Raw genomic sequence first — 24,443 nt, forward strand, 5'->3', positions numbered from 1 at the left:
GGCCGGTCTGGGCGGCGCGCGGCGCGTCGGCATCGCGGGTTGCGCGCCGCGCCTTGTCGGCGGGGCGCGCGCCTCAATCCTCTTCCGGAAAGCCCCAGCCTTCGGGCTCGTAGCCATGGCGCAGGGCGATCCGGGTCGCGCGCTTCTCGCGAAGCCAGATCTCCTCGAGGTCGAAGGGCGTGTCGGGGGCGGTGGCCTCGACGACGGTGCGGCCTTCGTCGCGCGCAAGATGGGCCTCGAAGCCCTCGCGGCGCAGGGCGCGGACAAGGCCTTCGGGGTCGGGCCGCGCGCCCTCTTGCTCTTCGGCCGGGACAAGCAGCACGTCCAGCGCCACGCGCCGCCCGCGCGCCGCCACGCCCTGCGCCAGCAGCTGGCGGAACACCCATTCGGTGTCCGCGCGCTGCGCCTTGAAATCCCAGCCCTCGGCGCTCATGCGCCCGCCTCCTCGCGCGCGCGCGCCTCGGCATGGCGTTCGAGCGCCGCGTCCGCGTTCTGCAGCAGACGGCGCACGCCGCGCGCCGCCTGGCGGATGCGCTGCTCGTTCTCGACGAGGCCGAGGCGCACATAGCCCTCGCCATACTCGCCGAAGCCCACGCCCGGCGCCACGGCCACGCCCGCCTCGCGCAGCAGGATCTTGGAGAATTCCATCGAGCCCAGCGCGCGGAAGGGCTCGGGCACTGGCGCCCAGGCGAACATGGTGGCCGGCGGCGGCGGAATGTCCCAGCCCGCGCGGCCCATGGCCTGCACCAGCGCGTCGCGGCGCGCGCGATAGACGCCGCGGATCTGCTCGACGCAGTCCTGCGGGCCGTTGAGCGCGGCGGCCGCCGCCACCTGCACCGGCGTGAAGGCGCCGTAGTCGAGATAGCTCTTGATCCGCGTCAGGGCCGCGATCAGCCGCTCGTTGCCCACGGCGAAGCCCATGCGCCAGCCGGGCATCGAATAGGTCTTGGACAGCGAGGTGAACTCGACCGCGCACTCCATCGCGCCGGGAACCTGCAGGATCGAGGGCGGCGGCGGGCCGTCGAAATAGATCTCGGCATAGGCCAGGTCCGACAGAACCCACACGCCATGACGACGCGCAAGGGCGACCAGCTCGGCGTAGAAGTCCAGGTCGCACAGCTGCGCCGTCGGGTTCGAGGGAAAGTTCACCACCAGCGCCGAGGGCTTGGGCACCGAGTGGCGCACCGCATGCTCGGCCGCGCGCAGATAGGCCTCGGGGTCGAAGCGCCCTTCGTGCAGCGCCGGAATGTGGCGCAGCGCGCCGCCGGCGATCATGAAGCCGTAGGGGTGGATGGGATAGGACGGGTTGGGCGTCAGGATCACGTCGCCCGGCGCGGTGATCGCCATGGCCAGGTTCGCCAGCCCCTCCTTCGAGCCCAGCGTGGCGACGACCTGCGTCTCGGGGTCCAGCTTGACGCCGAATCGGCGCTCGTAATAGGCGGCCTGGGCGCGGCGCAGCCCCGGAATGCCCTTCGAGGCCGAGTAACGGTGCGTGCGCGGCTTGCGCACCGTCTCGATCAGCTTGTCGACGATGTGGGCCGGGGTGTCCATGTCCGGGTTGCCCATGCCGAAGTCGATGATGTCCATCCCCTCGGCGCGGCACGCGGCCTTCAGGCGGTTGACCTCGGCGAAGACATAGGGGGGCAGGCGCTTGATGCGGTAGAATTCTTCGGACATGCGCGCGTGGCCTTCATGCGGGAGCTGCGAGTCGGACCCGGCGCGGCGCGCCGGGCGGGGCTTTATAACCCGCCGCGCCGACAAGTGCAGGGGCCATGCGCGCGCGCCGCGAAAGGCGCCCGTCCGGCGCGGGCCGCGCAAGGCGCCGGGATCGGGCCGGCGGCATGGGGCAAGGCGGAATCGGGCCGGCGCCACTGGACCGCGCGATCGGGCCGCGGGCGCCGCCGCCGCGCTCAGCGCCGCGCGGTCAGGCGGCGAAGATCCTCGGGCGGAATCACCGGCGCCGACAGCGCCCGCGCCCGCGCGGCCGCTTCGGCGGCCTGGGCGCGCAGCTCCTGGGCCATGCGCGCGGCGGCGCCCGGGTCGGCGCCCTCGCCCGTCTCGCCCGGCGCGGGCGCGTCGACAAGCCGCGGCCAGTCGCCCTCGGCGTCCTGCGCCGCCTCGGGCGGCAGGTCGTAGCCGCCCAGCGCCGCGCCGCCCAGCCCGCAGCCGCCGGCCGCGGTCAGGGCCGACAGGGCCGCCGCCCACGCCAGAACGCGCGCGCCGGCGGCCATCTTGCGCGCCCGCGGCGCGTCGCATGCTTTGTATCCCATCCGCGCCTCTGCCATACTGGGCAGGACATTAGCCATGACAAGCGGCCCGCGCCAGCGCCAAGCGCGCCCCGAGGCCGCGATCGCGAGGAGACCCCCGATGACGCAAAGCCAGGGCCCCGAAGCGCAAGCCGGCCTGCCCGAAACCGCCGAAGCCGCGGCCGAGAACGCGAAGGCGGTCGCCGAATTCGCCGCCAACATGGCCAAGGTGGCCGAACGCAGCCAGGAAATCTGGCTCAAGCTGCTGCAAAGCAGCCTTGCCGACGACCGCCCCATGCATTTCGACCCGCTCAACACCCTGCCCGCCTTCGCCGAGTTCCAGCAGGCGTTGATGCAGAACCCGCAGGAGGTGGCCGAGCGCACGCTCGAGCTGTGGACCCAGCAGGCCGAGCTGTGGCGGCGCATGACGCTCAGATGGCTGGCCGGCGAAGAGACCGAGCCCGTCGCCGCCCCCGAAAAGGGCGACAAGCGCTTCTCGCACGAAGAGTGGTCGCGCAACCTGATCTTCGACTACATCAAGCAAAGCTACCTGCTGGCCTCGCGTCACATCCTGGGCGCGGCGAAGGAGGTGGGCGAGCTGGACGAGCGCGACCGCAAGAAGATCGCCTTCTACACCCGCAACTTCGTCGAGGCGCTCAGCCCCGCCAATTTCGCCGCCATGAACCCCGAGGTGATCGAGGCCACCTTGCGCGAGCGCGGCGAGAACCTGGTGCGCGGGCTGCAGATGATGGCCGAGGACCTGGAGCGCGGAAAGGGCCGCCTTCTGGTGCGCCAGACCGACATGAAGGCCTTCGAGGTCGGCCGCGACATGGCGACCACGCCCGGCAAGGTCATCCACCAGAACGAGATCATGCAGCTGATCCAGTATGCGCCGCGCACCGAGAAGGTGCACGCGACGCCGCTGCTGTTCATCCCGCCCTGGATCAACAAGTATTACATCCTCGACCTGAACGAGAAGAAGTCCATGGTCCGCTGGCTGGTCGACCAGGGCTTCACGGTGTTCATGATCTCGTGGGTGAACCCGGACGAGCGCCAGAAGGACGAGACCTGGGACAGCTACATGCAGAAGGGCGCGCTCGAGGCCATCGACGTGGCGCTGCGCGAGACGGGGCAGAAGTCGCTCAACCTCGCCTCCTACTGCATCGGCGGCACGCTGACCGGCACGCTGATGGCGTGGATGGGCAAGCGCGGCGACAAGCGCGTGAAGTCTGCCACCTTCTTCACCGCCCAGCTCGACTTCCAGGACGCGGGCGAGCTGCAGGTCTTCGTCGACGAAAAGACCGTCCAGGTCGAGAACGAGCAGATGGACAAGGGCTACCTGCCCGCGCAGGACATGGCCATGGCCTTCAACATGCTGCGCTCGTCGGACCTGATCTGGAGCTACGTCATCAACAACTACTACCTGGGCAAGGAGCCCTTCCCCTTCGACCTGCTCTACTGGAACGCGGACTCGACGGCCATGCCGGCCCGGGTGCATCACTTCTACCTGGACCAGTTCTACAACCGGAACGCCTTCGCCGAGGGCGAGCTGACGGTGCTGGGCGAAACCGTCTCGCCCGCCGACATCCGCGGCCCGGTCTATCACGTGGCGACCAAGGAGGACCACATCGCCCCCGCCGCATCCGTCTATCGCGGCGCGCGGGCCATGACCAACGCCCAGCCGCGCTTCGTCCTGGCCGGGTCGGGGCACATCGCCGGGGTGGTCAACCCGCCCGAGCTGAAGAAATACCAGCACTGGGTGAACGAGGATCTGAGCCCCGAGACGCTCGAGGAATGGCTGGCCGCGGCCGAAGAGCGCCCCGGCTCGTGGTGGCCCGACTGGGCCGAGTGGCTGCGCAAGCGCTCGGGCCGCCTGGTCGCCGCGCGCCAGCCCGGCGCCGTGAACGGCGTCATCGAGGACGCGCCCGGATCCTACGTCAAGAAGCGTTTCGACCAATGACGCCCCCCGGCCCGAGCGCATCGGGCCGACCTGCGCGCCCCGCAGCGGGCGCGCGCCAACCCGCGCCGCCGCCCCGCCGGGGGCGGCGCGCCGACCGAGGAGCGCCCCCCTGATGCGCCACAAGCGCAAGAGCGCCGCAAGCGGATGGGCGGCGCGGGCGGGGCTCGCGCTGCTGATGCTGGCGGCGTGCGTGGCGCTCGAGCTGTCGGCGCTGGGCGATCGGGCGGCGCGCAGCATCGACCTGCCGATCCTCTACACGCTGCGCGGCGCCCAGCCCGCGCCGCCCGACGCGGCGATCGTCACCATCGACCGCGCCTCGGCCGACTGGCTGGCCAACAACGCCGAGGATCTGGCCGCCGTCTCGAGCGTCCTCGCCCAATGCCCCGGCGCGGCCGAAGCGGCGCTGAACGCGCGCGTGGGCGACGTGCGGCTGCGCGCGATCTACGCCTGCCTCGTCGACTGGCTGAGCGCGCGCGGCGCGCGGCTGATCGCGCTGGACGTGCTGTTCCACCGCGCCAACCGCCTCGATGGCGGGGTCAGCGACCAGCGCCTGGCCGACGCCATCGCGCGCTCGGGGCGCACGGTGTTGCTGCGGCGGCTGGACGTGCTGAGCGACGAGACCGGCGCCGTCATCGGCCATCGCGAAGAGCGCCCCACCGCCCTTCTGGCCGAGGCCGCGCGCGCCATCGGGCATTTCGAGACGCCCGATCATGGCGGCGTCATTTCGGGCTATGTGGCGCGGGCGGCCGCCTTTCCGAACGCGGCGTCGCTGCCGGATGCGGCCTATCGCATCGCCGCCGGCATCGCCGCGCCGGATTGCCCCGCCGCGCCGTGCATCCGGCGCTTCTGGCTCTACGGCCCGCCGGGAACGATCCCGACCTATACGCTGATCGACCTGCTGGGCGACCGCGAAACGGGGCTGCGCCGCGCCCCGCCGCCCACGCTCGAGGGGGTGAGCGTGTTCATCGGCTACGCCGACCAGCAGGCCCCCGGGGCGACCGATCACTTCGAAAGCCCCTTCCTGTTCGCGGGCGACTCGCGCATGCCGGGGGTCGAGCTGACGGCGACGGCGTTTCTCAACCTGCTCGAGGGCAAGCCGCTGCACCGGCCCGGGCCGCTTTCGCGCGGGCTGATCGTGGGCGCGGCGGCGCTGACGCTGCTGACGGCGGCGCTGACGCTGCCGGGGCGCGCGGGGCTGATCGCGCTCTTCGGTCTGTCGGCGGCCTATCTGATGTTCGCCCACACGCTCTTCGCCCATGCCCGCATCTGGATTCCCGTCGCCCTGCCGCTGATGGCGGCGCTGCCGCTCAGCCTCTATCTGTGGCTGTCGCTGCGCTTCGGCCTTGCGCGCCGGCTGATCGACCGCATGGCGCCGCCCGAATGGACCGACATCATGCTGGCGGGCGAAAGCCGCGGCCGCCCCTTCAGCGAGATCGCCGAGGCCGCGATCCTGGTCACGGATCTGGAAGGCTCGACCCTTGTGGCCGAGCGCATCGGCTCGGCCGCCTATGAAGGCTTCCTGCGCGCCTATCACGAGATCGAGAACGCCTGCGTCGAGCTGCAGGGCGGCTTCGTGGACAAGTTCACCGGCGACGGCGCGCTGGCGGTGTTCATGGGCCGACGCGCCGACGCGCCCGGGCGCCGGCGCGCGCCCGACGAGCGCCCGCCCGCGCTGCGCGCCTGCGCCGCCGCCGCCGCGATCGCCGAGCGTGTCGAGCGGCACAACGGCGCCCAGCGCGCGCTGGGCGCCGAGGCCAGCCGCATGCGCATCGCGCTTGACGCCGGCCCCGTGGCCATGGGGCAAATCGGCGGCGGCGATCGGCTGAGCTTCGACGTGGTCGGCGATCCGGTGAACACCGCCGCAAAGCTGCAGGCGCTGGGCAAGAGCATCGCGCCGGGGGCCGAGACGGTCGTCCTATGCACCCGCGCCATCCGCGATCAGGCGCTGGAGCTGGGCGCCGACCGGGTTCTGGGCCTGCGCTTCACGCCTTGCGGGCGCCACCGGCTGGACGGACGCGCGGCGCCGATCGAGGTCTTTCGCCTCGAGCGCATGCCGACGCCCGGATGAACGCCGAAGGCGAAAGACATTTGCACGAGGCGGACGTGCCTTTATCGTCGGAGGGGCGTTCGCCCGCGCCGCCGCGCGCCGCACAGAAGGAGCCGCCAATGCATCGCCGCCGCGCCGCCATTCCCGCCCTCGGAGCGCTCGCCCTGGCCGCCGCCGCCGCGCCGGCTTCGGCGCAGCCCATGGCCGTCGCCGCCACGCCGCGGGCCGCCGGCCCCGAGGCGGCGGCGCCCGCGCCGCGCTGCGCGACCATCGCCACGCTCGAAACGTTCCGCGGGGCGGTGCGCGTCATTCTGGCGAACGGCGCGGCCCCCGCGCCCCGGGCGGGCATGCGGCTGTGCCCCGGCGACCGGATCGAGACGGGCCCCGACGGGCGCGCCACCGTGCGCTTCGACGCACTCGACACGGCGCTGCAGCTGAACGTGGACACGACGCTGATCGTCGAAGGCGGCGGCGCGCAGGGCGACGTGTCGCTGGTCGAGGGGATGATGCGCTTCCTCAGCTCGGTCAAGCGCGTGTTCACCGTGCGCACGGCGCTCTATTCGCTCAATATCGACGGCACCGAGGTGTTCATGATGGTGCGCCCCGGCGAGGGCGCGCTGTCGGTCGTCGAGGAAGGCGACGTGACGATCGCCGCCGACGGCGCGCGGCTGCGCGCCGAGGCCGGCCAGGCGGTGTTCGCCGCGCCCGGCCGCGCGCCGGCCATGGCCCGCGCCGCCGACGTGCCGCCCGCCTTTCGCCGCTACCTGACGCCCGAGGGCTCGATCGACTGGGCCGTGCGCGTGCCGCCCGCCGCGCTCGCCGCCGCCGATCCGACGCTGGACGAAGCCGCCCGCGCGCTGGCCGACGGACGCCTGGATGCGGCGCTGGCCCTGCTCGCGCCGCCCGCCGAAGGGGCGCAGAGGCCCGCCGACGCGCCGCGCCTGGCGCTGGGGGCCATGGCGCTGATCGCCCGCGGCCGCCTGGACGAGGCCGAGGCGCGCATCCGCCGCGCCCTGGACCTGGCCCCGGACGATCCCGCCGCGCTGACGGCGCGCGGCTATCTGCGCCAGGCGCGCGGGGCGCTCGACGGCGCGCTGGCCGATGCGCGCAGGGCCGCCGACGCGCGCCCCGCCGACCCCGACCTGCGCGCGCGCGTCGCCGAGCTGGCGCTGCTGCGCGGCGATCTGGCGCTGGCCCGCGCCGAGGCGGCGCGCGCCCAGGCGCTCGGCCCCAGCCCCTATGCGCTGGCCATGGAGGGCTTCGCCGAGCTGGCCGCCTATCGCGACGACGCGGCGCGGGCGGCCTTCGAGAAGGCGCTGGCGCTGAACCCCGGCGCGGCCGATGCGCGGCTGGGCATGGCGTTCATCGACATCGTGCGCGGCGATCTGGCCAAGGGGCGCGCGCAGCTCGAGACGCTGGCCGTGCTCGACCCGCGCTCGGCGCGGCTGCGCAGCCTTCTGGGCCGCGCCTATTTCGAAGAGGGGCGCGCGGACAAGGCCCGCGCCCAGTTCGCCCGCGCGGCCGAGTTCGACCCCGACGACCCCGCGCCCCATCTGCTGAGCGCGCGCGAGCGCTACGCCGCCAACCGGCCCGCCGACGCGCTGCGCGCGCTCGAGCGCGCCGCCGCGCTGGCCGCCCGGCGCGCGCCCGTGCGCGGCGCCCGGGGCCTGGCCGAGGACGACGCGCGCGCCGGCGCGGCCCAGGGGCGCGTCTATGACGCGCTGGGCTTCGAAGAGCTGTCCGCGATCGCTGGCGCGCGCGCGGCGCGCCGCGCGCCCGAAAGCGCCGCCGCGCACCGCTTCCTGGCCGAGGCCTACCGCAACCGGCCCGACTACGGACCCGCGCGCACCTCAGAGCTGTTGCAGTCGCAGCTGTTCGCCCGCCCCTCGAAGGCGCCGATCCAGCCGGCGCTGGGCGAATCGAACCTGTCGCTGACCGACGCGGTGGGCGCGGCGCGCGTCAGCTTCGAAGAGCTCGCGCCCCTGTTCGACCGCGACGGGCTGCGCCTGGACGTGTCGGGCACGGTCGGCGATCACAACCTGGCCTCGACCCAGTTCGCCGCCACCGCCCTGTCCGGGCCGATCTCGGTCAGCTTCGGCGCCTTCGCCTTCGACACCGAGGGGGACGAGGCCAATGACGACGCGCGCCACCGCATCCTTGCGGCGCAGACCCATGTGCAGGCCGCGCCCGGCCTGACCCTGTTCGCCGAGTTCCGCAACCGCGAGACGGACGAGGGCGAGCGCTATTTCTCGCTGATCTCGCCGCGCACCGGCAACCGCTTCTCGACCACCGACAACCGCGCGCGGATCGGCCTGCGCTTCGAACCCTCGGCCGAGTCCGACTACGTCGCCCTTGCCGCATGGCGCAAGATCGACGGCCTGCAGCAGCTCCAGATCGGGCCGGCGGACACCTCCATCAAGGGCCTGGACGCGCAGCTGCGCCATGATCGGCGCATCGGCCCGCTGCAGCTGAGCATGGGCGCCGGCTGGGCGCGGCAGACGGGCGACGCGGCGCTGACCTTCACGCTGCCGCTGCCCTTCCCGCTGCCGCCGATCACCGTGACCGACGTCAGCCGCACGGAATCCAATCACGGCGAGGTCTGGGCCTATGGCATCTGGAAGCCCATGCCCTGGCTCGAGACGACCGCCGGCATGGCGCTCTACCTGTCCTCGGATTCGCGCGACAACGGCGCCGAGCGCGACTGGCTGCGCCTGGCGCCCAAGCTGGGCGCCGAAGCGGATCTGGGCGGCGGCGTGACGCTGCGCGCCGCGGCGGGGCGCATGGTCAAGCGCCCGCTCCTGTTCGACGAAACGCTCGAGCCGACGCAGATCGCCGGCTTCAACCAAGTGTTCGCCGACCTCAACGGAACGGTCTCGGACCTGGCCGGCCTGGCGCTGGACTGGCGCGCGCGCAACGACCTGTGGCTGGGCGTCGAGGGAACCGGACGCTGGGCCGCGCGCCCGGACCCGCGCGAAACCGGGGGCGTGGGGCGTTACGAGACCGTGCGCTACGACGTGCGCGGCCTGCGCGCCTACGCCGCCTGGCTGATCGACGACGACTGGTCCGCCAGCCTTGGCGCCGAGGTCGAGCGCACCGGGTTCCGCGGCCTTGCGACCGGGCCGTCCTCGCTGACGACCTACGCCGCGCCGATGCGGCTGCGCTGGAACGGCGCCTCGGGGCTGTTCGCGGCGCTTGACGTCACGCCCTTCCACCAGCGCGCGCGCCAAGGCGTGGGACGCGGCGATTCGACCGATGTGATCGTGGATGCGGCCGTGGGCTGGCGCCTGCCCGATCAGCGCGGGACGCTCAGCCTCGAGCTGCGCAACCTGCTCGACGCCGACTTCGTCTATCAGGACGCCTTCGTGCGCACCGAGGACGAGAAACCGCGCCGCTTCGATCGGGACTTCTCGGTGGTGGCGCGCGCCGCGTTCCGCTTCTAAGCTGGTCCGAGCGTTAACCATTGTGAACGCGTTCTGATTTTCAGCGCAGAATGCGGCGCAGCCGCCGCGCCATTGGGGAGAAGACCAGATGCGACAACTCATTCACGCGGGCGCCCTCGCCGCTCTGATGGGCGCCGCGGCCGGCGCCGCGGCCGGCGCCGCGCTTGCCGAACCCGCCGCGTCGCCGACGCCCGACGAGAGCAAGGCCGACGTCGAGATGGCCGCGGCCGCGGTCAACGCGCTGTTCGGTTCCGATCGCTACAAGCCGTTCGACGTGCGCTTCTATGCCGAAACGCTGGCCAAGAACGGCACGCAATGCGTCGAGATCCGCCTGCAGGCCGAGAATTTCGCCGGCGCCTACACCGACCCGCAGGAGACGCGCTTCAGGCTCGAGCCGATTCGCAAGCTGGGCGCGGCCGCGCCCGAATGCGCGCCGCCGCCGAACTGCCCTGCCGCGGGGACCAGGCTGCGCGAAAAGGGGCGCACGCCGGCGCGCTGCAACCAGCCCGATAGCCCGAACCTGCGCGCCTTCACGCCGCCGCCGCGGCTGACCCGCACGAAGCGGCTGCGCAAGATGCACCGCAGCGTCGCGCAGGCGCTGTTCCAGGACCCGTCGGCCTCAAGCGCGATCCGGCGGACGCGAATCGTCTTCGTCTACGCCAAGGCCGACGAGCTGGAGCTGGCGCGCGAGACCATCGTCACGCTCAGCTACTACGCCCCGCCGAACGGAGCGCCCGAGCTCGAACACCTTCTGGGCTTCGAGAACACCGCGTCCCTGGACCGCCCCGCGGCCTCGGCCATGAGCGTGCGCAAGGCCGATCTGGGGCTGGCCAGCGACGCGCCGCAGCTCTGGCTCGCCTCGGTCGGACCGAACGAGACCGGCTGGGAAAGCTACATGGTCCTGACGCCGCAGATCACGGGCGGCAATCGCGAGATGTCGGTGACCTACCAGTATTTCGTCGGCGGAGAGGCGCAGCACTGGACCTATGAGGGCAAATGCAGCGACGCCACGGTTCAGGACGCCAAAGCGCATTTCATTCAGCATGACGGCGTGAACATCTGCCGCTGCACCGTGGCGCCGGGCTCGAATCAATGCTCGTGACAATGCAGGTGATTCGGGGCGCTTGGGCGGTTTTGCCTCGCCGAATCGGATGATACCGCGCGCGCTCGGGTTGTGTCACTGTAGGGCACTCCCTGTTTCGGACTGGCGCTCCGGGGAGCATCGGCCCGCACCGTGATCGCGGCTCGCCGATGGCGCGGCGTAGGTCGAGTGCTTCCCGGAGCGTATTTTCCAGCCTGGAGCTTCCCCACCCCCACCCATGCCAGGCCGGAGCGGGAAGCGCTCGGCCGCGCAATATTTCCACATTGTTTTTTGGTTATTAAATCGCTTGATACATTTTTTGATGTGATTTCTCTTTCCTTTCGCGCCGCAACGCGCCATGTGTATGCGGCGCGCGCCCCGGCCGCATGGCCCGCGGCGCGCAGCTCTGCTATGAAGCGCCAGCCGCGGGAGACAAACGGATGAACATCATGGCTCACGACGCCGCCAATGCCGCCGAGGTCGCGCCCCCCGCCGGGGTTTACGCCCAGACCGTGGCGGAGGTGCAGCACTACACCGACCGGCTGTTCCGTTTCCGCATGACGCGCCCCGCCAGCTTCCGCTTCCGATCGGGCGAGTTCGTCATGATCGGCCTGCCCGGACCCAAGCCGGTCTGGCGCGCCTACTCCATCGCCTCGCCCAGCTGGGACGACCAGCTCGAGTTCTTCTCGATCAAGGTTCCCGACGGCCCCCTGACCTCGCAGCTTCAGAAGATACAGCCCGGCGACACCGTCTGGATGCGCAAGAAGGCGACCGGAACGCTGGTGCTCGACGCGCTTTTGCCGGGCAAGCGCTTGTGGATGTTCTCGACCGGCACGGGAATCGCGCCCTTCGCCTCGCTCGTGCGCGATCCCGAAACCTACGAGAAATTCGACCGGGTCATCCTGACCCACACCTGCCGCCAGGTTGCAGAACTGCGCTATGGCGAAGAGCTGGTGGCCGCGACGAAGGATGACCCCCTGGTCGGAGAATTCGCGCGCAACCAGCTGACGCATTTCACGTCGGTCACGCGCGAGCCCTACCCGAGACAGGGCCGGATCACCGACCTTATGCGCAGCGGCGAGCTTTTCAGGATGCTCGACGTGCCGCCCCTTTCGCCGGAAACCGACCGGGGCATGATCTGCGGCTCGATGGAGATGCTGCGCGATACGAAGGCGATTCTCGAAGAGGCGGGCCTGACCGAAGGCGCCAACAACAAGCCCGCCGAATTCGTCGTCGAAAGGGCCTTCGTCGGCTGAAGCCTCCAAAGGAACGTCGCTCTCAGTCGAGAGCGACGTTCTTCATCACCTCAAGCCTTCCGGCCCCGTCGTAAAGGGCAAGGTCGAAGCGCACCTCGCGGCCCGCGGCCCCTTCGGTCCAAAGATAGGCTTCGGCGGCCGCAAGGATGCGTCGCCTTTGCGCCGCGGTCAGACAGGACAGCGCATCGTCATGCGTGCGCCGCGCCTTGACCTCGACGAAGACGACCACTCCACCCTCATCGATCACCAGGTCCAGCTCGCCGCCGCCGAAGGCGCGCGGCGCGCGCCAGTTGCGCGCCCTTGGCCGCGCGCCGGCGCGACAATAGCGCCGCAAGGCGGCATCTTCGGCCGCGCGGCCCAGTCGCCCGGCGGTTTTGCCGGCGGCGCGCCGTCGCTGGCGCATCGACGAGAAATCCGGGGCATTCCGTGCGGCGGCTGGGCAGGACATTGCGCGTCTCCTTCCGATTGCGCCGACATCGTGCCATGGGTGCGGATAACGTTTGGTAACCCGCGTCGCTTGACCGAATCGTCGCGCATGCCAATAATGAACGTAATTTGAGTGAAAGTGGGCGTTTTGCCCGAGAATTGCCACCGAAGTCGCTTTTCAATTCCGTAGTCGCGTTCGCGTCGCCGACGACATCCATCAAAATCAAGGCCGCATGCCCGCCGCGCGGGATGCGCCGCAAGGATCGGAAGGCTTCGTCATGACGGACGCGCACGCGCAGGATTTCGCCGACTCTTTCGACGACGAGATCGGCGCATCGGGGATCGCAGCGCGCGCGCTGGCGTTTCGGGTGGCCCATGAGGCCGCCGCCGGGAGCCGCCGCCTTGCGCTCACGCACGAGGTTCACGAGCTCATCCGCTCGGAGTTCGACGCGGCGCTTGCGCGACACCTGCGCGCGGCCTCGGGGCGGCTGACGCCGGCGGTCGCCGTGGTCTCGCGCATCGAGAACGCGGCCAAGGCCCCCCCGGCGCACAGCGCGCCGCCGACCCTTCTTGACGCGCTCATCGCCATCGCCGCGGGCGCCGGGGCCGAGCGCGGCAAGGCGGCGCTTGTCGTCGAGGATGGCGGCGGCGTGCGGCGCGATGTCGAGACCGGCCCCGATGCGCTCGAGGCCATGCGCCAGGCGCGCAGCGCGCTGGATGCCTTCGGCGACCCCGGTCTGTGCCGTCTGAGCGGAGACTTCCGCGCGATCGTCGCGCACGCACCGGACCCGGCCGAGCCCGCGCTATTCGAAGCGGATTTCATGCAGGGCATGATCGTCTTTCCCGCGGCGCGGGGCCTGGCGCCGGCGCGCGCGCCATTGGCGGCGCTGGACCTCGCGATCCGCGAGGACCCGGCCGTCGCGGCCCATCTTCGCCGCGCGCGAGACGCGGTGGCCTGCGCGCGCCGCCATGCGGTGGACGAGTTCCGCCGCCGCGCGGAAACCGAGATCGCCGAGTTCGACCGCTCGCTTGCCGGTCGCCCGCTGGTCGGGTTCCGGCGCGAGATCGCGCTCGAGCTCGTCGCAAGGCTCAAGCTGGCTTTCGGCGAGAGCCTGTCAGGATTGTCGCCTCATGCGCGGCTGCTTGCCTTTGACTGGACGTTTGGGGATCCGGGCGATGCGCGAGGGCGCGACGCGGATCGTCTGCTCGAGGGCGAACGGCCGCTGGCCGCCGAATAGGCGGGGGGCGACGATGCCGAAGCGCTCGAGGCTTCGGCGACAAGGCCGGCGCGGATCCCGAACGGTCCGCGCCGGTTGCGTTTTCGCGCAAAGGCTCAGCCGCAGCCCTGCGCGGCGATCTGCATGGGCGTCGGCTGCACTCCGAGGGCGCGGCAGACCGAAAAGGTCAGATCGGGATTGTTGAGCGTGTAGAAATGCAGCCGCGGCGCGCCCTGGGCCAGCAGCTCTTCGCACTGCTCGGCGCAGATGGCGGCGGACAGAAGCTCGGTCACGCCAAGCTCGTCGGCGTTCTCATACGCCTTGGCCATCCAGTCGGGCACCCGCGCCTTGCAGCGCGCGGCGAAGTTGCTCATGCGCTTGAAGTTCTCGATGGGCAGCACCCCCGGCACGATCGGCGCTTCGATGCCGGCCTTGCGCGCGGCGTCGACGAAGCGGAAATAGTCCTCGTTGTCGAAGAAGAACTGGGTGATCGCCTCGTCCGCGCCGGCGTCGATCTTGCGCTTGAGGTTGTCCAGATCGGCCGCCAGGCTGGGGCTTTCGGGATGCACCTCGGGATAGGCGGCGACCGAGATCTTCCAGTCGCCCGCCGCGCGCAGGGCCGCCACCAGCTCGGCCGCGCTGCGGAAGCCGTCGGGGTGCGGCTCGAAGCGCGCCGCGCCCTTGGGCGGGTCGCCGCGCAGCGCGACGATGCGGCGCACGCCCAGCTTGGCGTAGGCGCGCGCCACGGCCAGCGTCTGCTCGCGCGAGGCGCCGACGCAGGTCAGGTGCCCGGCCACGTTCAGCCGCGCGCGGTCGCGGATGGTCAGGATCGCCGCCATGGTGCGGTCGCGCGTCGCGCCGCCGGCGCCGTAGGTGACCGAGACGAACTCGGGCCCCAGCGGCGCCAGGCGCTCGACCGAGCGCCACAGCCGCAGCGTCGCCTCGGGCGTCGCCGGCGGGAAGAATTCGAACGAGATGGCGGGCGCCGAATCGGCGGGCATGTGCAGTCCTCCGCTGGTGCGGGCGCGCGGCCCCCGCCGCTGCGCAAATCTTCGCGACTGCAAAATTAGGGGGTGGTTTGCGACTGTTCAACTGCTAAATACGACGCAGGCGCGCGGCGCCCCCGCGCGGCGGCGCGCGAAAGACGACGGCATGTCGCATCCGCAGCGCATGAAGTCGCTCGAAAGCGCCCGCGCGCGCGCTTTTGCGCCGTAATGGGCGGCGAGACGCCAGGGAAGGAGCACGGCTTGGCCCAGATCACGATCGTCTATTGGCGGGACATTCCCGCGCAGGTGATCGCCGGCAAGGGTCGGCGGGGCGCCAAGGCGCAGCTGAGCGAGCGCTTCGAGCAGGCCATCGACCGCTGCGCGATGAAGATCGGGGCGCGCGACTCGGACGCCTATCTGGCCGAGTGGCGGCGCGCCGCGCCCTACGAGGTTCCCGGCGACGACGCCGAGGCCGCGGCCGCAGAGGCCGCCCGGATCGAGGCGGAATACGATCAGGACCGCCTCAAGGCCCTGATCGCGAACGACGGGTGGGCCGCCCAGGCGGCCGATGCGTCACGGTAAGGCCGGCGGGGCGCCCGCCGGACGGCATGCGGCGGGTCTGGCCGCCTGGTTCGGAGACGAGCTGATGAGCAAGGTGCTGAACTTCCTGGGCCGCAAGCGCGACGCCGCGGCCGCCCCCGGCCCCGATCTGGCGGCCTTCCTCGAAGGCTGCTCGATCGAGGTCATGCCCCGCACCGCGGCCAAGGTCGAAAGCTTCGCCGCCATCCTGCCGGCCGGCACGCGGGTGTATGTGGCCCATATCGACGGCACGCCGATCGAGGACATGGTCGCCACCGCCGCGCGGCTTGCGCGCGAAGGCTTTCCCGTCATGCCGCACTTTCCGGCCCGCATCATCGCCGACAAGGCGACGCTGGCCGACTGGATCGCCCGCTACAAGGGCGAGGCCGGCGTGACGCAGGCGCTGCTGCTGGGCGGCGGGCTGGACAAGCCGCGCGGCGAATTCCACTCGTCCATGCAGCTGCTCGAGACCGGCCTGTTCGAGGGCTTCGAGCGCCTGCATGTCGCCGGCCACCCCGAGGGCAACCGCGACATCGACCCCGACGGCTCGGAGAAGAACGTGATGGAAGCCCTGCGCTGGAAGCAGGCCTTCGCCGAGCGCACCGACGCGGCCATGGCCATCGTCACCCAGTTCTGCTTCGAGGCCGCCCCGGTCATCGCCTGGGCCGAGCGGCTCAAGGCCGAGGGCGTCGGCCTGCCCATTCATATCGGCGTCGCCGGACCGGCCAAGCTGCAGACGCTGATCAAGTTCTCGCTCGCCTGCGGCGTCGGCCCCTCGCTGCGCGTGCTGCAGCGCCGGGCGGCGGACGTGACCAAGCTGATGCTGCCCTTCGCGCCCGACGAGATCCTGCGCGATCTGGCCGCGCACAAGGCCGCGCATCCCGACTTCGCGGTCGAGGCGGTGCACTTCTTCCCGCTCGGCGGCATCGACAAGACCGCCGAATACATCAACGCCCACCGGCGCGGCGCGCGCGCGGCCGCGGCGGCCGGCTGAGGCGCTCGCATCCAGACCTGCGCGGGGCGCGGCCCCGCGCCCAAGCTTCGAGGAAAAAGGCCCACATGACCCGCACCATCGTCGAATCCCGGACGAAAACCGCCATCATCGGCTTCGACCAGCCCTTTTGCGTGATCGGCGAGCGGATCAACCCGACCGGCCGCAAGAAGCTGGCCGCCGAGCTCGAAGCGGGCGACTTTTCGACCGTCGAGAAGGACGCGCTCGAGCAGGTCGCCTGCGGCGCGACCATGCTCGATGTGAATGCGGGGGTGGTCTACAACTCGAACCCCAACCCCAACGAGACCGAGCCGCCGCTCATGCGCAAGCTGATCGAGCTGGTCCAGTCGCTGGTGGACGTGCCGCTGTGCATCGACAGCTCGGTGCCCGCCGCGCTCGAGGCCGGGCTCGAGGCGGCGCATGGACGCCCGCTGCTCAACTCGGTCACCGGCGAGGAGGAGCGCCTCGAGGCGATCCTGCCGCTGGTCAAGAAATACAACGTGCCGGTGGTGGCGATCTCGAACGACGACACCGGCATCTCGGAAGATCCCGACGTGCGCTTCAACGTGGCCAAGAAGATCGTCCAGCGCGCCGCCGATTACGGCATCCCGGCGCATGACATCGTGGTCGATCCGCTGGTCATGCCCATCGGCGCCATGGCCACGGCGGGGCTCCAGGTGTTCGCGCTGGTGCGCCGCCTGCGCGAGGAGCTGGGGGTGAACACCACCTGCGGCGCGTCGAACATCTCGTTCGGACTGCCGAACCGGCACGGCATCAACGCCGCCTTCCTGCCCATGGCCATCGCCTCGGGCATGACCTCGGCCATCATGAACCCGGTCCGCCCGCAGGAGATGGAGGCCGTGCGCGCGGCCAACCTGCTGATGAACAACGACCCCCACGGCGCCGAGTGGATCCGCCACAACAAGCCCGCCACGCCCGAGGGCGAGGCCCCGGCCGGCGCCCGCGGCGGGCGCGAGAACCGCCGCCGCCGCCGCGCGTCCTGATCGCGCGTCCTGATCGCCGCCGCCTCGCGAACGGCGCCGGGCCGACCGCCCGGCGCCGTTTCGCATGCGCGTCGATTTCGGGTGTCCGCTGGTGCCCGGAGTGGGACTCGAACCCACACGAGTGTCAGCTCGGCGGATTTTGAATCCGCTGCGTCTACCAGTTCCGCCATCCGGGCGACCGAGGCGACTATAGGCGCGCGCCGGCGGCGGTCAACCGCATCCTGCGCCCGGCGATGGACAAGGGCGAGGGGCGTTGCTATGCGGAGCGCATGTTGAGATCGCTCTACGACTGGGTTCTGCGCCAGGCCGGAAAACCCTACGCCCTCTGGTCGCTGGCGCTGGTCAGCTTCGTCGAGAGCTCGGTCTTTCCGATCCCGCCCGACGTCTTGCTGATTCCGATGATCCTGGCCGCGCCGCACCGCGCCTGGCTGATCGCGGGGGTGTGCACGGCGGCCTCGGTGGCGGGCGGGGCGATGGGATGGCTGATCGGCGCGGCGATGTTCGAGACGATCGGGCGCCCGGTTCTGGAATTCTACGGCAAGGCCGACGACTTCATGCGCATCAGCCAGGCCTATAACGAGCAGGGCTTCTGGGCGGTGCTGATCGCCGGCGTCACCCCCTTTCCCTACAAGGTCATCACCATCTTCTCGGGGGCGACGGGGCTGAATTTCGGGCTGTTCATGATCGCTTCGGCCGTCGCGCGCGGCCTGCGCTTCTTCGTGCTGGCGGCGCTGCTGCGCCGCTTCGGCCCGCCCATCCGCGGCTTCATCGAGCGCCGGCTTGGGCTGGTCTTCACGGTCTCGGTCGTGCTGTTGATCGGAGGCTTCATCGTGGCGAGGCGCGTTCTATGACCCTGCATCCATCCCCCCGGCGCCTGGCGCTGATCGCGTCGCTCGGCTCGGCGGCGCTGCTGGCCGGCGCGTTCGGATTTCAGCATCTTGGCGGGCTGGCCCCGTGCGAGCTGTGCATCTGGCAACGCTGGCCCCACGCGGCGGCGATCGCGCTGGGCGCGGCGGCGCTGGCGCTGGGCGCGCGCGCATGGCTGTGCGCGGCGGGGGCGCTGAGCATGGCGGCCGGCGCGGCGATCGCCTTCTATCACACCGGCGTCGAGCGCGGCTGGTGGCAGGGGCCGCAGACCTGCTCGGGCGGGCCGGAGGGCGCGCTGAACACCGACGAGCTGCTGCGCCAGATCATGGCCGCGCCGGTGGTGCGCTGCAACGAGGTGGCGTGGGAGTTCCTCGGCCTGTCCATGGCCAGCTGGAACGGGCTCGCCTCGGCGGGGCTGGCGCTGCTGTGGGGCTGGGCGGCGCTGCGGGCCTACGGCTCGAGCGGCGCGTCCCAATACAGGTAATCCATCCAGCTTTCGTGCAGGTAGTTCGGCGGAAACTTGCGCCCCGCCGCGTTCAACTGCGCCTGGCTGGGGCGGAAGGGCTTGCGGCGCAGACGCATCCCCGCCTCGCGCACCGAGCGCGCGCCCTTGCGCAGATTGCACGGCGCACACGAGGCGACCACGTTCTCCCAGGTCGTGCGCCCGCCGCGCGCGCGCGGGATCACGTGATCGAAGGTCAGATCGCCCGTCGCGCCGCAATACTGGCAGCGGAACTCGTCGCGCAGAAAGACGTTGAAGCGCGTGAAGGCCGCCATGCGGCCGGGCTTGACGTATTCGCGCAGCACCACCACCGAGGGCAGGCGGAACTCGGTCGAGGGGCTGCGCGCGACCTCGTCATACTCGGCCACCACGGTCACGCGATCGAGAAAGGCCGCCTTCACGGCTTCCTGCCATGGCCAGAGCGACAGCGGGAAGTATGAAAGCGGCCTGTAATCGGCGTTGAGCACGAGCGCCGGATGATCCCGGAGCCGCGCGGGACTTCGGACGAAGCCCTCAAGATATGGATCGTGCCGCACGCGAATTCCCTCCCATCCCGAAGCGCCCCTGGCCACGTTCGAGACGGGACCCGCCCGTCCCGATGCAGGAAAACTATATATGCGCATCGGCGACGGACAAGCGTCGAAATGATGACGGTCCGGCGACAGGGGCCCGGCGCGCGGCCGGAAACCGGTTCCGCGCGCGGCGCCCGCGCGTGCCGGAGGGGCGGCGGGGATCGGCGGTGCGTGCGTTGGGGGGGCGCCTCAGCCCAGCCGCTCTTGCAGGAAGCGCAGCGCAAGCCCCAGCCCGTCGGGCGCGATGCCATGCCCCATCCCGCGCGACACATGCGTGGCCACCGGAACGCCGGCGTCGGCCAGCGCCTCGCGGGCCTCGTCAAGGCTCGAGGGCGGCACCACCTCGTCCATGTCGCCATGGACCAGCAGCACCGGCGGGCGCGAGGCCAGCTCGGCGGGCAGGCGCTCGGGCGCCAGAAGCCGCCCCGAGAAGCCGACGATCCCGGCCAGCTGCTCGGGCCGACGCAGGCCCACATGCAGCGCCATCATCGTGCCCTGACTGAAGCCGATCAACGCCGTCTGCGCCGCAGGCACGCCCGTCTCCTCGGCCACCGAGTCGAGATAGGCGTGCAACAGCCGCACCGAACGGTCGAACGATTCGGCCATCTGCGCCTCGGTCGAGCCGTCCATCCACGGGATCGGAAACCACTGCCGCCCCATGGGATTGATCGAGCAGGGCTCGGGGGCGTCGGGCGCCATGAACAGCGTGTTGGGCATGTGGTCGGCCAGCGCATCGCCGATGCCGATCAGATCCTCGCCATCGGCGCCGTAGCCGTGAAGCAAGATGACGACCGACTCGGCCACGCCCGAGCGCGGCTGGCGCGAAGGCCCTGCTAGGTAAGACATTTCAGGTGATCCCTTCCCTGTTCCTGACGGCCCGGTAATACGCCCAAAGCAGCCGCGCCGCCACCGCCCGCCAGGGCGACCAGGCTTCGGCCATCGCGGCCAGCTGGGGCGGCGCCGGACGGGCGGGCAGATCGAACAGCGCGCGCGACGCCTCCTGCAGCGCCAGATCGGCCGGGGCGAAGACGTCGGCGCGGCCAAGGCTGAACATCAGGTAGATCTCGGCCGTCCAGCGCCCCACGCCCTTGAGCGCGACGAGCGCGGCGGCGGCCTCTTCGTCGGGCATGGCGCGCAAGGCGGCGAAGTCCAGCCCCGCCTCGGCCGCGCCGCGCAGATAGCGGATCTTGGGGCGCGAAAGCCCGCAGGCGCGCAACGCCTCGTCGTCCAGCGCCATCAGCCCCTCGGGCGTGTCGGCGCCGATGGCCCGCAGCCGCCCCAGAATGCCGTTCGCCGCCGCCACCGAAAGCTGTTGCGAGACGATGGCCGAGACCAGCGCGGGAAAGCCGTCGGGTCGCAGGCGGGTCGGCGGCAGGCCGGCGACCTCGAGCGCATGCGCAAAGCGCGGCTCGCGCGCGGCCAGCCACTCGGCCCCCTCGCGGATGCAATCCTCGCCCTTGATGACGCGCACGCTCATGCCTGCATCCGATACGCGCGCGCAGCCGGGGTCAAGAGCGCGATGCCCCGCCCGCGCGCGCCGGCGTCTCGGCCCTCGGCGCATGAGGACGCGCCGGCGCGCTTGCGCCGCCGGCCGCTCGGGCCTAGATCCCGGCCATGAGCCGCCCCGCCGAGCATGTCGAACGCTTCGCCCCCTCGCCCAACGGGTTCCTGCACCTTGGGCACGCATTTTCGGCGATCCTGGCCCATGACGCGGCGCGGGCGGCGGGGGGGCGGTTCCTGCTGCGGATCGAGGACATCGACCAGGGCCGCGCGCGTCCCGAATACGAGCAGGCGATCATCGAGGATCTGCGCTGGCTCGGCCTGCGCTGGGACGCGCCGCCCATGCGCCAGTCGCAGCGCATGGCGGTCTACGCCCGCGCGCTGGACGATCTGCGCGCGCGCGGGCTGCTTTACCCCTGCGCCTGCACGCGCAAGGACATCGCCCAGGCCCTGGCCGCCCCGCAGGAGGTCGGCGGCGCCATGCCCGCCCTGCCCGACGGGCGCGGCCCCGACGGCCCGCCCTATCCGGGAACCTGCCGCCGCATGCTCCCGGCGCCGGGCGCGCCGGTCGCCTGGCGGCTGGACATGCGCGCGGCCATCGCGGCGCTGGGTGGCGCGTCGGCCGTCGGCCGGCTGAGCATGCGCGAGCTGGGCGCCGGCCCCGGCGGCGAAACGGGGCTCTTGCGCCTTGACCCCGACTGGCTGATCGCCCGCTGCGGCGACGTGGTCCTGGCGCGCAAGGACGTCGCCGCCAGCTATCACCTGGCGGTGGTGCTGGACGACGCCGCGCAAGGGGTGACTCATGTGACGCGCGGGCAGGACCTGTTCGCCGCCGCGCCGCTGCACCGGCTGCTGCAGGCGCTGTTCGGCCTGCCGGTTCCCGTCTGGCGTCATCACCGGCTGATCCGCGACGCGGCCGGGCGCAGGCTGGCCAAGCGCGACCGCGACGCGGGCTTGCGCGAGCTGCGCGCCGCGGGCGTCACCCCCGGGCAGATCCGCCGGATGCTGGATCTGCCCCCGGCCCGCCAGGCCTCGCCCCGCTAGGCGCCGCCTCGGCCGCCAGGAACCGCCGCAGCGGACCGCCCAGCGCCGGCAGCGCGATCAGGATGGTCAGGATGCGGGCCATGTGGTGCGTGGCGACGAAGGCCGGATCGGCGCCGATGGCCAGCGCGATCAGGCTCATCTCGGCCACGCCCCCCGGCGCATAGGCCAACAGCGCGGCGAACAGCCCGATGCCCGTCAGGGCCGCCACCGCCGCCGCGAACCCCCAGCTGACCGCCATCAGAACGATCGTGCCGGCCAGGGTCCACGCCGCGCCGACCGCAAGCTGCCGCAGCCCGAACCCCGCGAAGCGCGTGCCGATCGAGGCGCCGCACACCGTCAGCGCCGCCTCGACCAGCCAGCCGGGCAAGGCGCCCGAGACGACCCCCGCGGGCCGCAGCGCGGCGCTGACCGCCAGCGGTCCGACCAGATAGGGCAAGGGCACGCGCAAACGCCCCGCAAGCAACGTCGCCGCCAGCGCCGCGCCCGTCAGCAGCGCCGCGTCGGGGGCCGACATCAGCGCCGCCGGATGCGCGCCCGCGGCGGCCGGGCGCGGCAGCCCCAGCCAGCCGAAGGCGACCACCGGCGCGGCCAGCACCACCAGCGCCACCCGCAGCGACTGCGCCAGCGCCACGCGCCGCTCGTCGCCGCCGACCTCGGCCGCGAAAAGCGACACCGCCGTCAACCCGCCCGGAACCGCGCAAAGCAGCGCCGTCGCCCGCGGCATCCGCGCCGCGGCGCGGAACAGCGCATAGCACGCCGCGCCCCCCGCCGCCGGATAAAGCGCCGCCGCCGCCAGGCTGACGGGCCAGCGCGCCAGAGCCTCGACGCGCAGATCGGCGAAGCTTTCGCCAAGGAACAGCCCCACCACGCCCAGAAACAGCGTGCGGAACCAGATCGGCACCATGACCGGCGCGCCCGCCAGGCTGGCGAACATGCAGGCGAACAGCGCCCCCAGCATCCAGGCCAGCGGCGCGCCCGCCGCATGCGCCGCCGCGCCCCCCGCCGCGCCCACGGCCAGCCCCAGCGCCAGGCGCCCGAGGGCGGGCGGGGCAAGGCGCTCGGCCCATTGCGCGCCGCGCCCTGCGGATGGCGGCGGCGCGCTCACGAGTCGAGCGGCGCCGAGTCGATCACCTCGACGCCGTCGCGCAGCACGGTGAAGAAGCAGCTGCGCCGGTTGGTGTGACAGGCCGGGCCGGTCTGCGCGACCCGCAGCAGCAGGCAGTCGCGGTCGCAGTCGATGCGCATCTCGACCAGGCGCTGGACATGGCCCGATTCGTCGCCCTTGCGCCAGAACGCCTGGCGCGAGCGCGACCAGTAGGTCACGCGCCCCTCGCGCAGGGTGCGCGCCACGGCCTCGGCGTTCATCCAGGCCATCATCAGCACCTCGCCGGTCTCGTGGTCCTGCGCGATGGCGGGTATCAGCCCGCGCGAGTCGAATTTCAGGCTGGCGGGGTCGAAGGTTTGCGACATGCGGCTTGCTCCGTTGCGGCGACCTGCGCCTTTTACACCTGCGCGCGCCGGTCTATCTAGGGAAGAGACGAGCGGAGGACGCCATGACCGACCAGACCACCGACGCGGGCGAGGACCTGATCAGCCTGTATTCGCGGCGCATCCTGGCGCTTGCGGCCGACATTCCGCATCTGGGCCGGCTCGACTCGCCGCAGGCCAGCGTGATGAAGCGCTCGCCGCTGTGCGGATCGACGGTGACGGTGGACCTCGACGCCGAGGATGGGCGCATCGCGCGCTTCGGGCAGGATGTGAAGGCGTGCGCGCTGGGTCAGGCCTCGGCCGCCATCCTGGGGGCGCATGCGCTGGGCCGCAGCCGGGACGAGATCGCGCGCCTGCGCGACGAGCTGCGCGCCATGCTCAAGGAAGGCGGCCCCGTCCCCTCGGCCCCGTTCGAGGATTACGAGGCCCTGCTGCCCGCGCGCGACTTCAAGAACCGCCACGCCTCGATCATGCTGTGCGTCGAGGCCACGCTGGCCGCGCTCGACCAGATCGCCGCGGGCGCCGGCGCGCAGGGCTGAGCGCCCCGCGTCACAAAAGGGTGAGCGTGCGCGGATCGGGCCGCCCGGCGAACAGCCGGTCGAGCGCGCGCCGAAAGATGTCGTCCTCGGGGGCGGCGACCTCGGCGAACAGGGTCAGGCACGAGCGCAGCTTGATGTCGTCGGGCGAGCCGAAAATGTCATGCGCCGTCAGGCGCGGGTGCGACATGGCCAGCGCGACGCATCGGCGCAGGCGCGGCCCCAGCACCGGATGTTCGAGATAGGCGCGCGCCTCGTCGCGCGAGCGGATGGCATAGAGGCGCGCCGTCTCGGAACGGCCCAGCCCCGAAAGCTGGGGAAAGACGAACCACATCCAGCACCCGGTCTTGGCCCCGCGCGCGAGCTCGTCCATCGCCTGCTCGATCACGCCTTCCTGCGCCTCGAGAAAACGTTCTAGCCCATGGGGATCGTGCGTTGCGTCCATCTGAGCCGCCCTGCCGGTTTCCTTTCCTCCATCCCTGCGCGGCCGCAAGGCGAAGTCAAGGGCGCCGGGCGCGTTTCACGCAAGGCCGCTCAGCGTGAATCCCGCCAGCGCGAACAGGCACAGGAGCGCCAGCGCGGCGGCGTCCTGCACGGCGCCCTGCGGCGCGCGCTCGGCGGCCGAGACGATGCGGATGATGGCGGCCATGGCGGTTTCTCCGATTCCCTGTTTGTTCCCACCTTGATGTTCGCGCAACGTT

General features: G+C 71.8%; 25 protein-coding genes and 1 tRNA gene. 13 read left to right on the forward strand and 13 right to left on the reverse strand.

Annotated features, from left to right (window positions below):
* Positions 1 to 73: 73 nt before the first annotated feature.
* The 3 genes from BMW67_RS00450 to BMW67_RS00460 all read right to left on the reverse strand — a co-directional run bounded on the left by BMW67_RS00450 (position 74) and on the right by BMW67_RS00460 (position 2,270).
* Entirely contained in the window at positions 74 to 433 is a 360-nt protein-coding gene (locus BMW67_RS00450; protein ID WP_072746688.1) for a hypothetical protein, read from the reverse strand.
* Positions 430 to 1,677 (reverse strand): LL-diaminopimelate aminotransferase, encoded by a 1,248-nt coding sequence (locus tag BMW67_RS00455; protein ID WP_072746689.1) that lies wholly within the window; start codon positions 1,675 to 1,677, stop codon positions 430 to 432. Before BMW67_RS00455 ends, BMW67_RS00450 begins: the two co-directional genes overlap by 4 nt.
* Before the next feature lie 233 nt (positions 1,678 to 1,910).
* Positions 1,911 to 2,270, reverse strand: coding sequence for a hypothetical protein (locus tag BMW67_RS00460; protein ID WP_072746690.1), 360 nt, complete (start codon positions 2,268 to 2,270; stop codon positions 1,911 to 1,913).
* Between the two features lie 97 nt (positions 2,271 to 2,367).
* Here BMW67_RS00460 and BMW67_RS00465 point away from each other — a divergent pair, with 97 nt between their 5' ends.
* The 5 genes from BMW67_RS00465 to BMW67_RS00485 all read left to right on the forward strand — a co-directional run bounded on the left by BMW67_RS00465 (position 2,368) and on the right by BMW67_RS00485 (position 12,030).
* Positions 2,368 to 4,206, forward strand: a complete 1,839-nt coding sequence (locus BMW67_RS00465; RefSeq protein WP_083581196.1) for a PHA/PHB synthase family protein — start codon at positions 2,368 to 2,370, stop codon at positions 4,204 to 4,206.
* A 112-nt stretch (positions 4,207 to 4,318) separates the two neighbouring features.
* Positions 4,319 to 6,274 (forward strand): CHASE2 domain-containing protein, encoded by a 1,956-nt coding sequence (locus tag BMW67_RS00470; protein WP_072746691.1) that lies wholly within the window; start codon positions 4,319 to 4,321, stop codon positions 6,272 to 6,274.
* Between the two features lie 98 nt (positions 6,275 to 6,372).
* Positions 6,373 to 9,693 (forward strand): tetratricopeptide repeat protein, encoded by a 3,321-nt coding sequence (locus BMW67_RS00475; RefSeq protein ID WP_072746692.1) that lies wholly within the window; start codon positions 6,373 to 6,375, stop codon positions 9,691 to 9,693.
* A gap of 88 nt (positions 9,694 to 9,781) precedes the next feature.
* Entirely contained in the window at positions 9,782 to 10,795 is a 1,014-nt protein-coding gene (locus tag BMW67_RS00480) for a hypothetical protein (protein WP_072746693.1), read from the forward strand.
* A 419-nt stretch (positions 10,796 to 11,214) separates the two neighbouring features.
* A complete protein-coding gene (locus tag BMW67_RS00485; protein WP_072746694.1) occupies positions 11,215 to 12,030 on the forward strand; it encodes a ferredoxin--NADP reductase in 816 nt (271 codons plus the stop codon).
* Between the two features lie 22 nt (positions 12,031 to 12,052).
* Here the strand turns inward: BMW67_RS00485 and BMW67_RS15600 are convergent, their stop codons facing one another.
* Entirely contained in the window at positions 12,053 to 12,478 is a 426-nt protein-coding gene (locus tag BMW67_RS15600) for a YraN family protein (RefSeq protein WP_091764107.1), read from the reverse strand.
* Between the two features lie 256 nt (positions 12,479 to 12,734).
* On the opposite strand from BMW67_RS15600, the gene BMW67_RS00495 reads away from it, so the two are divergent.
* Positions 12,735 to 13,694, forward strand: a complete 960-nt coding sequence (locus BMW67_RS00495; protein WP_072746696.1) for a hypothetical protein — start codon at positions 12,735 to 12,737, stop codon at positions 13,692 to 13,694.
* A 95-nt stretch (positions 13,695 to 13,789) separates the two neighbouring features.
* Here the strand turns inward: BMW67_RS00495 and metF are convergent, their stop codons facing one another.
* Entirely contained in the window at positions 13,790 to 14,674 is an 885-nt protein-coding gene (gene metF / locus BMW67_RS00500) for a methylenetetrahydrofolate reductase [NAD(P)H] (RefSeq protein ID WP_072746697.1), read from the reverse strand.
* Between the two features lie 246 nt (positions 14,675 to 14,920).
* Between metF and BMW67_RS00505 the strand changes: the two genes are divergently transcribed.
* The 3 genes from BMW67_RS00505 to BMW67_RS00515 all read left to right on the forward strand — a co-directional run bounded on the left by BMW67_RS00505 (position 14,921) and on the right by BMW67_RS00515 (position 17,233).
* Positions 14,921 to 15,241, forward strand: a complete 321-nt coding sequence (locus BMW67_RS00505) for a virulence factor (protein WP_091764109.1) — start codon at positions 14,921 to 14,923, stop codon at positions 15,239 to 15,241.
* 64 nt (positions 15,242 to 15,305) lie between these two features.
* Positions 15,306 to 16,232 carry a methylenetetrahydrofolate reductase gene (locus BMW67_RS00510; RefSeq protein ID WP_072746699.1) on the forward strand — a complete coding sequence of 309 codons (927 nt, stop codon included), beginning with the start codon at positions 15,306 to 15,308 and terminating at the stop codon, positions 16,230 to 16,232.
* A gap of 65 nt (positions 16,233 to 16,297) precedes the next feature.
* Positions 16,298 to 17,233 (forward strand): methyltetrahydrofolate cobalamin methyltransferase, encoded by a 936-nt coding sequence (locus tag BMW67_RS00515; RefSeq protein ID WP_072746700.1) that lies wholly within the window; start codon positions 16,298 to 16,300, stop codon positions 17,231 to 17,233.
* 89 nt (positions 17,234 to 17,322) lie between these two features.
* Here BMW67_RS00515 and BMW67_RS00520 read toward each other — a convergent pair.
* A tRNA-Leu gene (locus BMW67_RS00520) sits at positions 17,323 to 17,409 on the reverse strand.
* Between the two features lie 93 nt (positions 17,410 to 17,502).
* Between BMW67_RS00520 and BMW67_RS00525 the strand changes: the two genes are divergently transcribed.
* The gene (locus BMW67_RS00525) at positions 17,503 to 18,084 is read left to right on the forward strand and encodes a YqaA family protein (protein WP_072746940.1); all 582 of its coding nucleotides are present in this window, start codon (positions 17,503 to 17,505) and stop codon (positions 18,082 to 18,084) included.
* Positions 18,081 to 18,584 carry a disulfide bond formation protein B gene (locus tag BMW67_RS00530; protein ID WP_072746701.1) on the forward strand — a complete coding sequence of 168 codons (504 nt, stop codon included), beginning with the start codon at positions 18,081 to 18,083 and terminating at the stop codon, positions 18,582 to 18,584. Before BMW67_RS00525 ends, BMW67_RS00530 begins: the two co-directional genes overlap by 4 nt.
* On the opposite strand, the gene BMW67_RS00535 is transcribed toward BMW67_RS00530, so the two are convergent.
* The 3 genes from BMW67_RS00535 to BMW67_RS00545 all read right to left on the reverse strand — a co-directional run bounded on the left by BMW67_RS00535 (position 18,551) and on the right by BMW67_RS00545 (position 20,651).
* Complete coding sequence (locus tag BMW67_RS00535; RefSeq protein WP_072746702.1) at positions 18,551 to 19,138, reverse strand: HNH endonuclease; 588 nt, start codon at positions 19,136 to 19,138, stop codon at positions 18,551 to 18,553. The two genes, BMW67_RS00530 and BMW67_RS00535, sit on opposite strands and share 34 nt — an antisense overlap.
* Positions 19,139 to 19,363: 225 nt before the next feature.
* Entirely contained in the window at positions 19,364 to 20,020 is a 657-nt protein-coding gene (locus BMW67_RS00540) for an alpha/beta hydrolase (protein WP_072746703.1), read from the reverse strand.
* 1 nt (position 20,021) lies between these two features.
* Entirely contained in the window at positions 20,022 to 20,651 is a 630-nt protein-coding gene (locus BMW67_RS00545; RefSeq protein WP_072746704.1) for a DNA-3-methyladenine glycosylase family protein, read from the reverse strand.
* A gap of 137 nt (positions 20,652 to 20,788) precedes the next feature.
* Between BMW67_RS00545 and gluQRS the strand changes: the two genes are divergently transcribed.
* Complete coding sequence (gene gluQRS, locus BMW67_RS00550; protein ID WP_072746705.1) at positions 20,789 to 21,718, forward strand: tRNA glutamyl-Q(34) synthetase GluQRS; 930 nt, start codon at positions 20,789 to 20,791, stop codon at positions 21,716 to 21,718.
* Here gluQRS and BMW67_RS00555 read toward each other — a convergent pair.
* Together BMW67_RS00555 and hisI are read right to left on the reverse strand one after the other, a co-directional pair.
* Positions 21,654 to 22,823: an AbrB family transcriptional regulator gene (locus BMW67_RS00555; protein ID WP_072746706.1), complete on the reverse strand. Its 1,170-nt coding sequence runs from the start codon at positions 22,821 to 22,823 to the stop codon at positions 21,654 to 21,656. The two genes, gluQRS and BMW67_RS00555, sit on opposite strands and share 65 nt — an antisense overlap.
* Positions 22,820 to 23,188 carry a phosphoribosyl-AMP cyclohydrolase gene (hisI, locus tag BMW67_RS00560; RefSeq protein WP_072746707.1) on the reverse strand — a complete coding sequence of 123 codons (369 nt, stop codon included), beginning with the start codon at positions 23,186 to 23,188 and terminating at the stop codon, positions 22,820 to 22,822. The genes BMW67_RS00555 and hisI overlap by 4 nt, the downstream gene beginning before the upstream one ends.
* 83 nt (positions 23,189 to 23,271) lie before the next feature.
* On the opposite strand from hisI, the gene BMW67_RS00565 reads away from it, so the two are divergent.
* Entirely contained in the window at positions 23,272 to 23,745 is a 474-nt protein-coding gene (locus tag BMW67_RS00565; RefSeq protein ID WP_072746708.1) for an iron-sulfur cluster assembly scaffold protein, read from the forward strand.
* 10 nt (positions 23,746 to 23,755) lie between these two features.
* Here BMW67_RS00565 and BMW67_RS00570 read toward each other — a convergent pair whose 3' ends face one another.
* Positions 23,756 to 24,187 (reverse strand): DUF1810 domain-containing protein, encoded by a 432-nt coding sequence (locus BMW67_RS00570; RefSeq protein ID WP_072746709.1) that lies wholly within the window; start codon positions 24,185 to 24,187, stop codon positions 23,756 to 23,758.
* A 75-nt stretch (positions 24,188 to 24,262) separates the two neighbouring features.
* Positions 24,263 to 24,391 (reverse strand): hypothetical protein, encoded by a 129-nt coding sequence (locus tag BMW67_RS16120; protein ID WP_256598367.1) that lies wholly within the window; start codon positions 24,389 to 24,391, stop codon positions 24,263 to 24,265.
* Positions 24,392 to 24,443: the final 52 nt, after the last annotated feature.

Source organism: Oceanicella actignis (assembly GCF_900111545.1).
GTDB classification, from domain to species: Bacteria; Pseudomonadota; Alphaproteobacteria; order Rhodobacterales; family Rhodobacteraceae; genus Oceanicella; species Oceanicella actignis.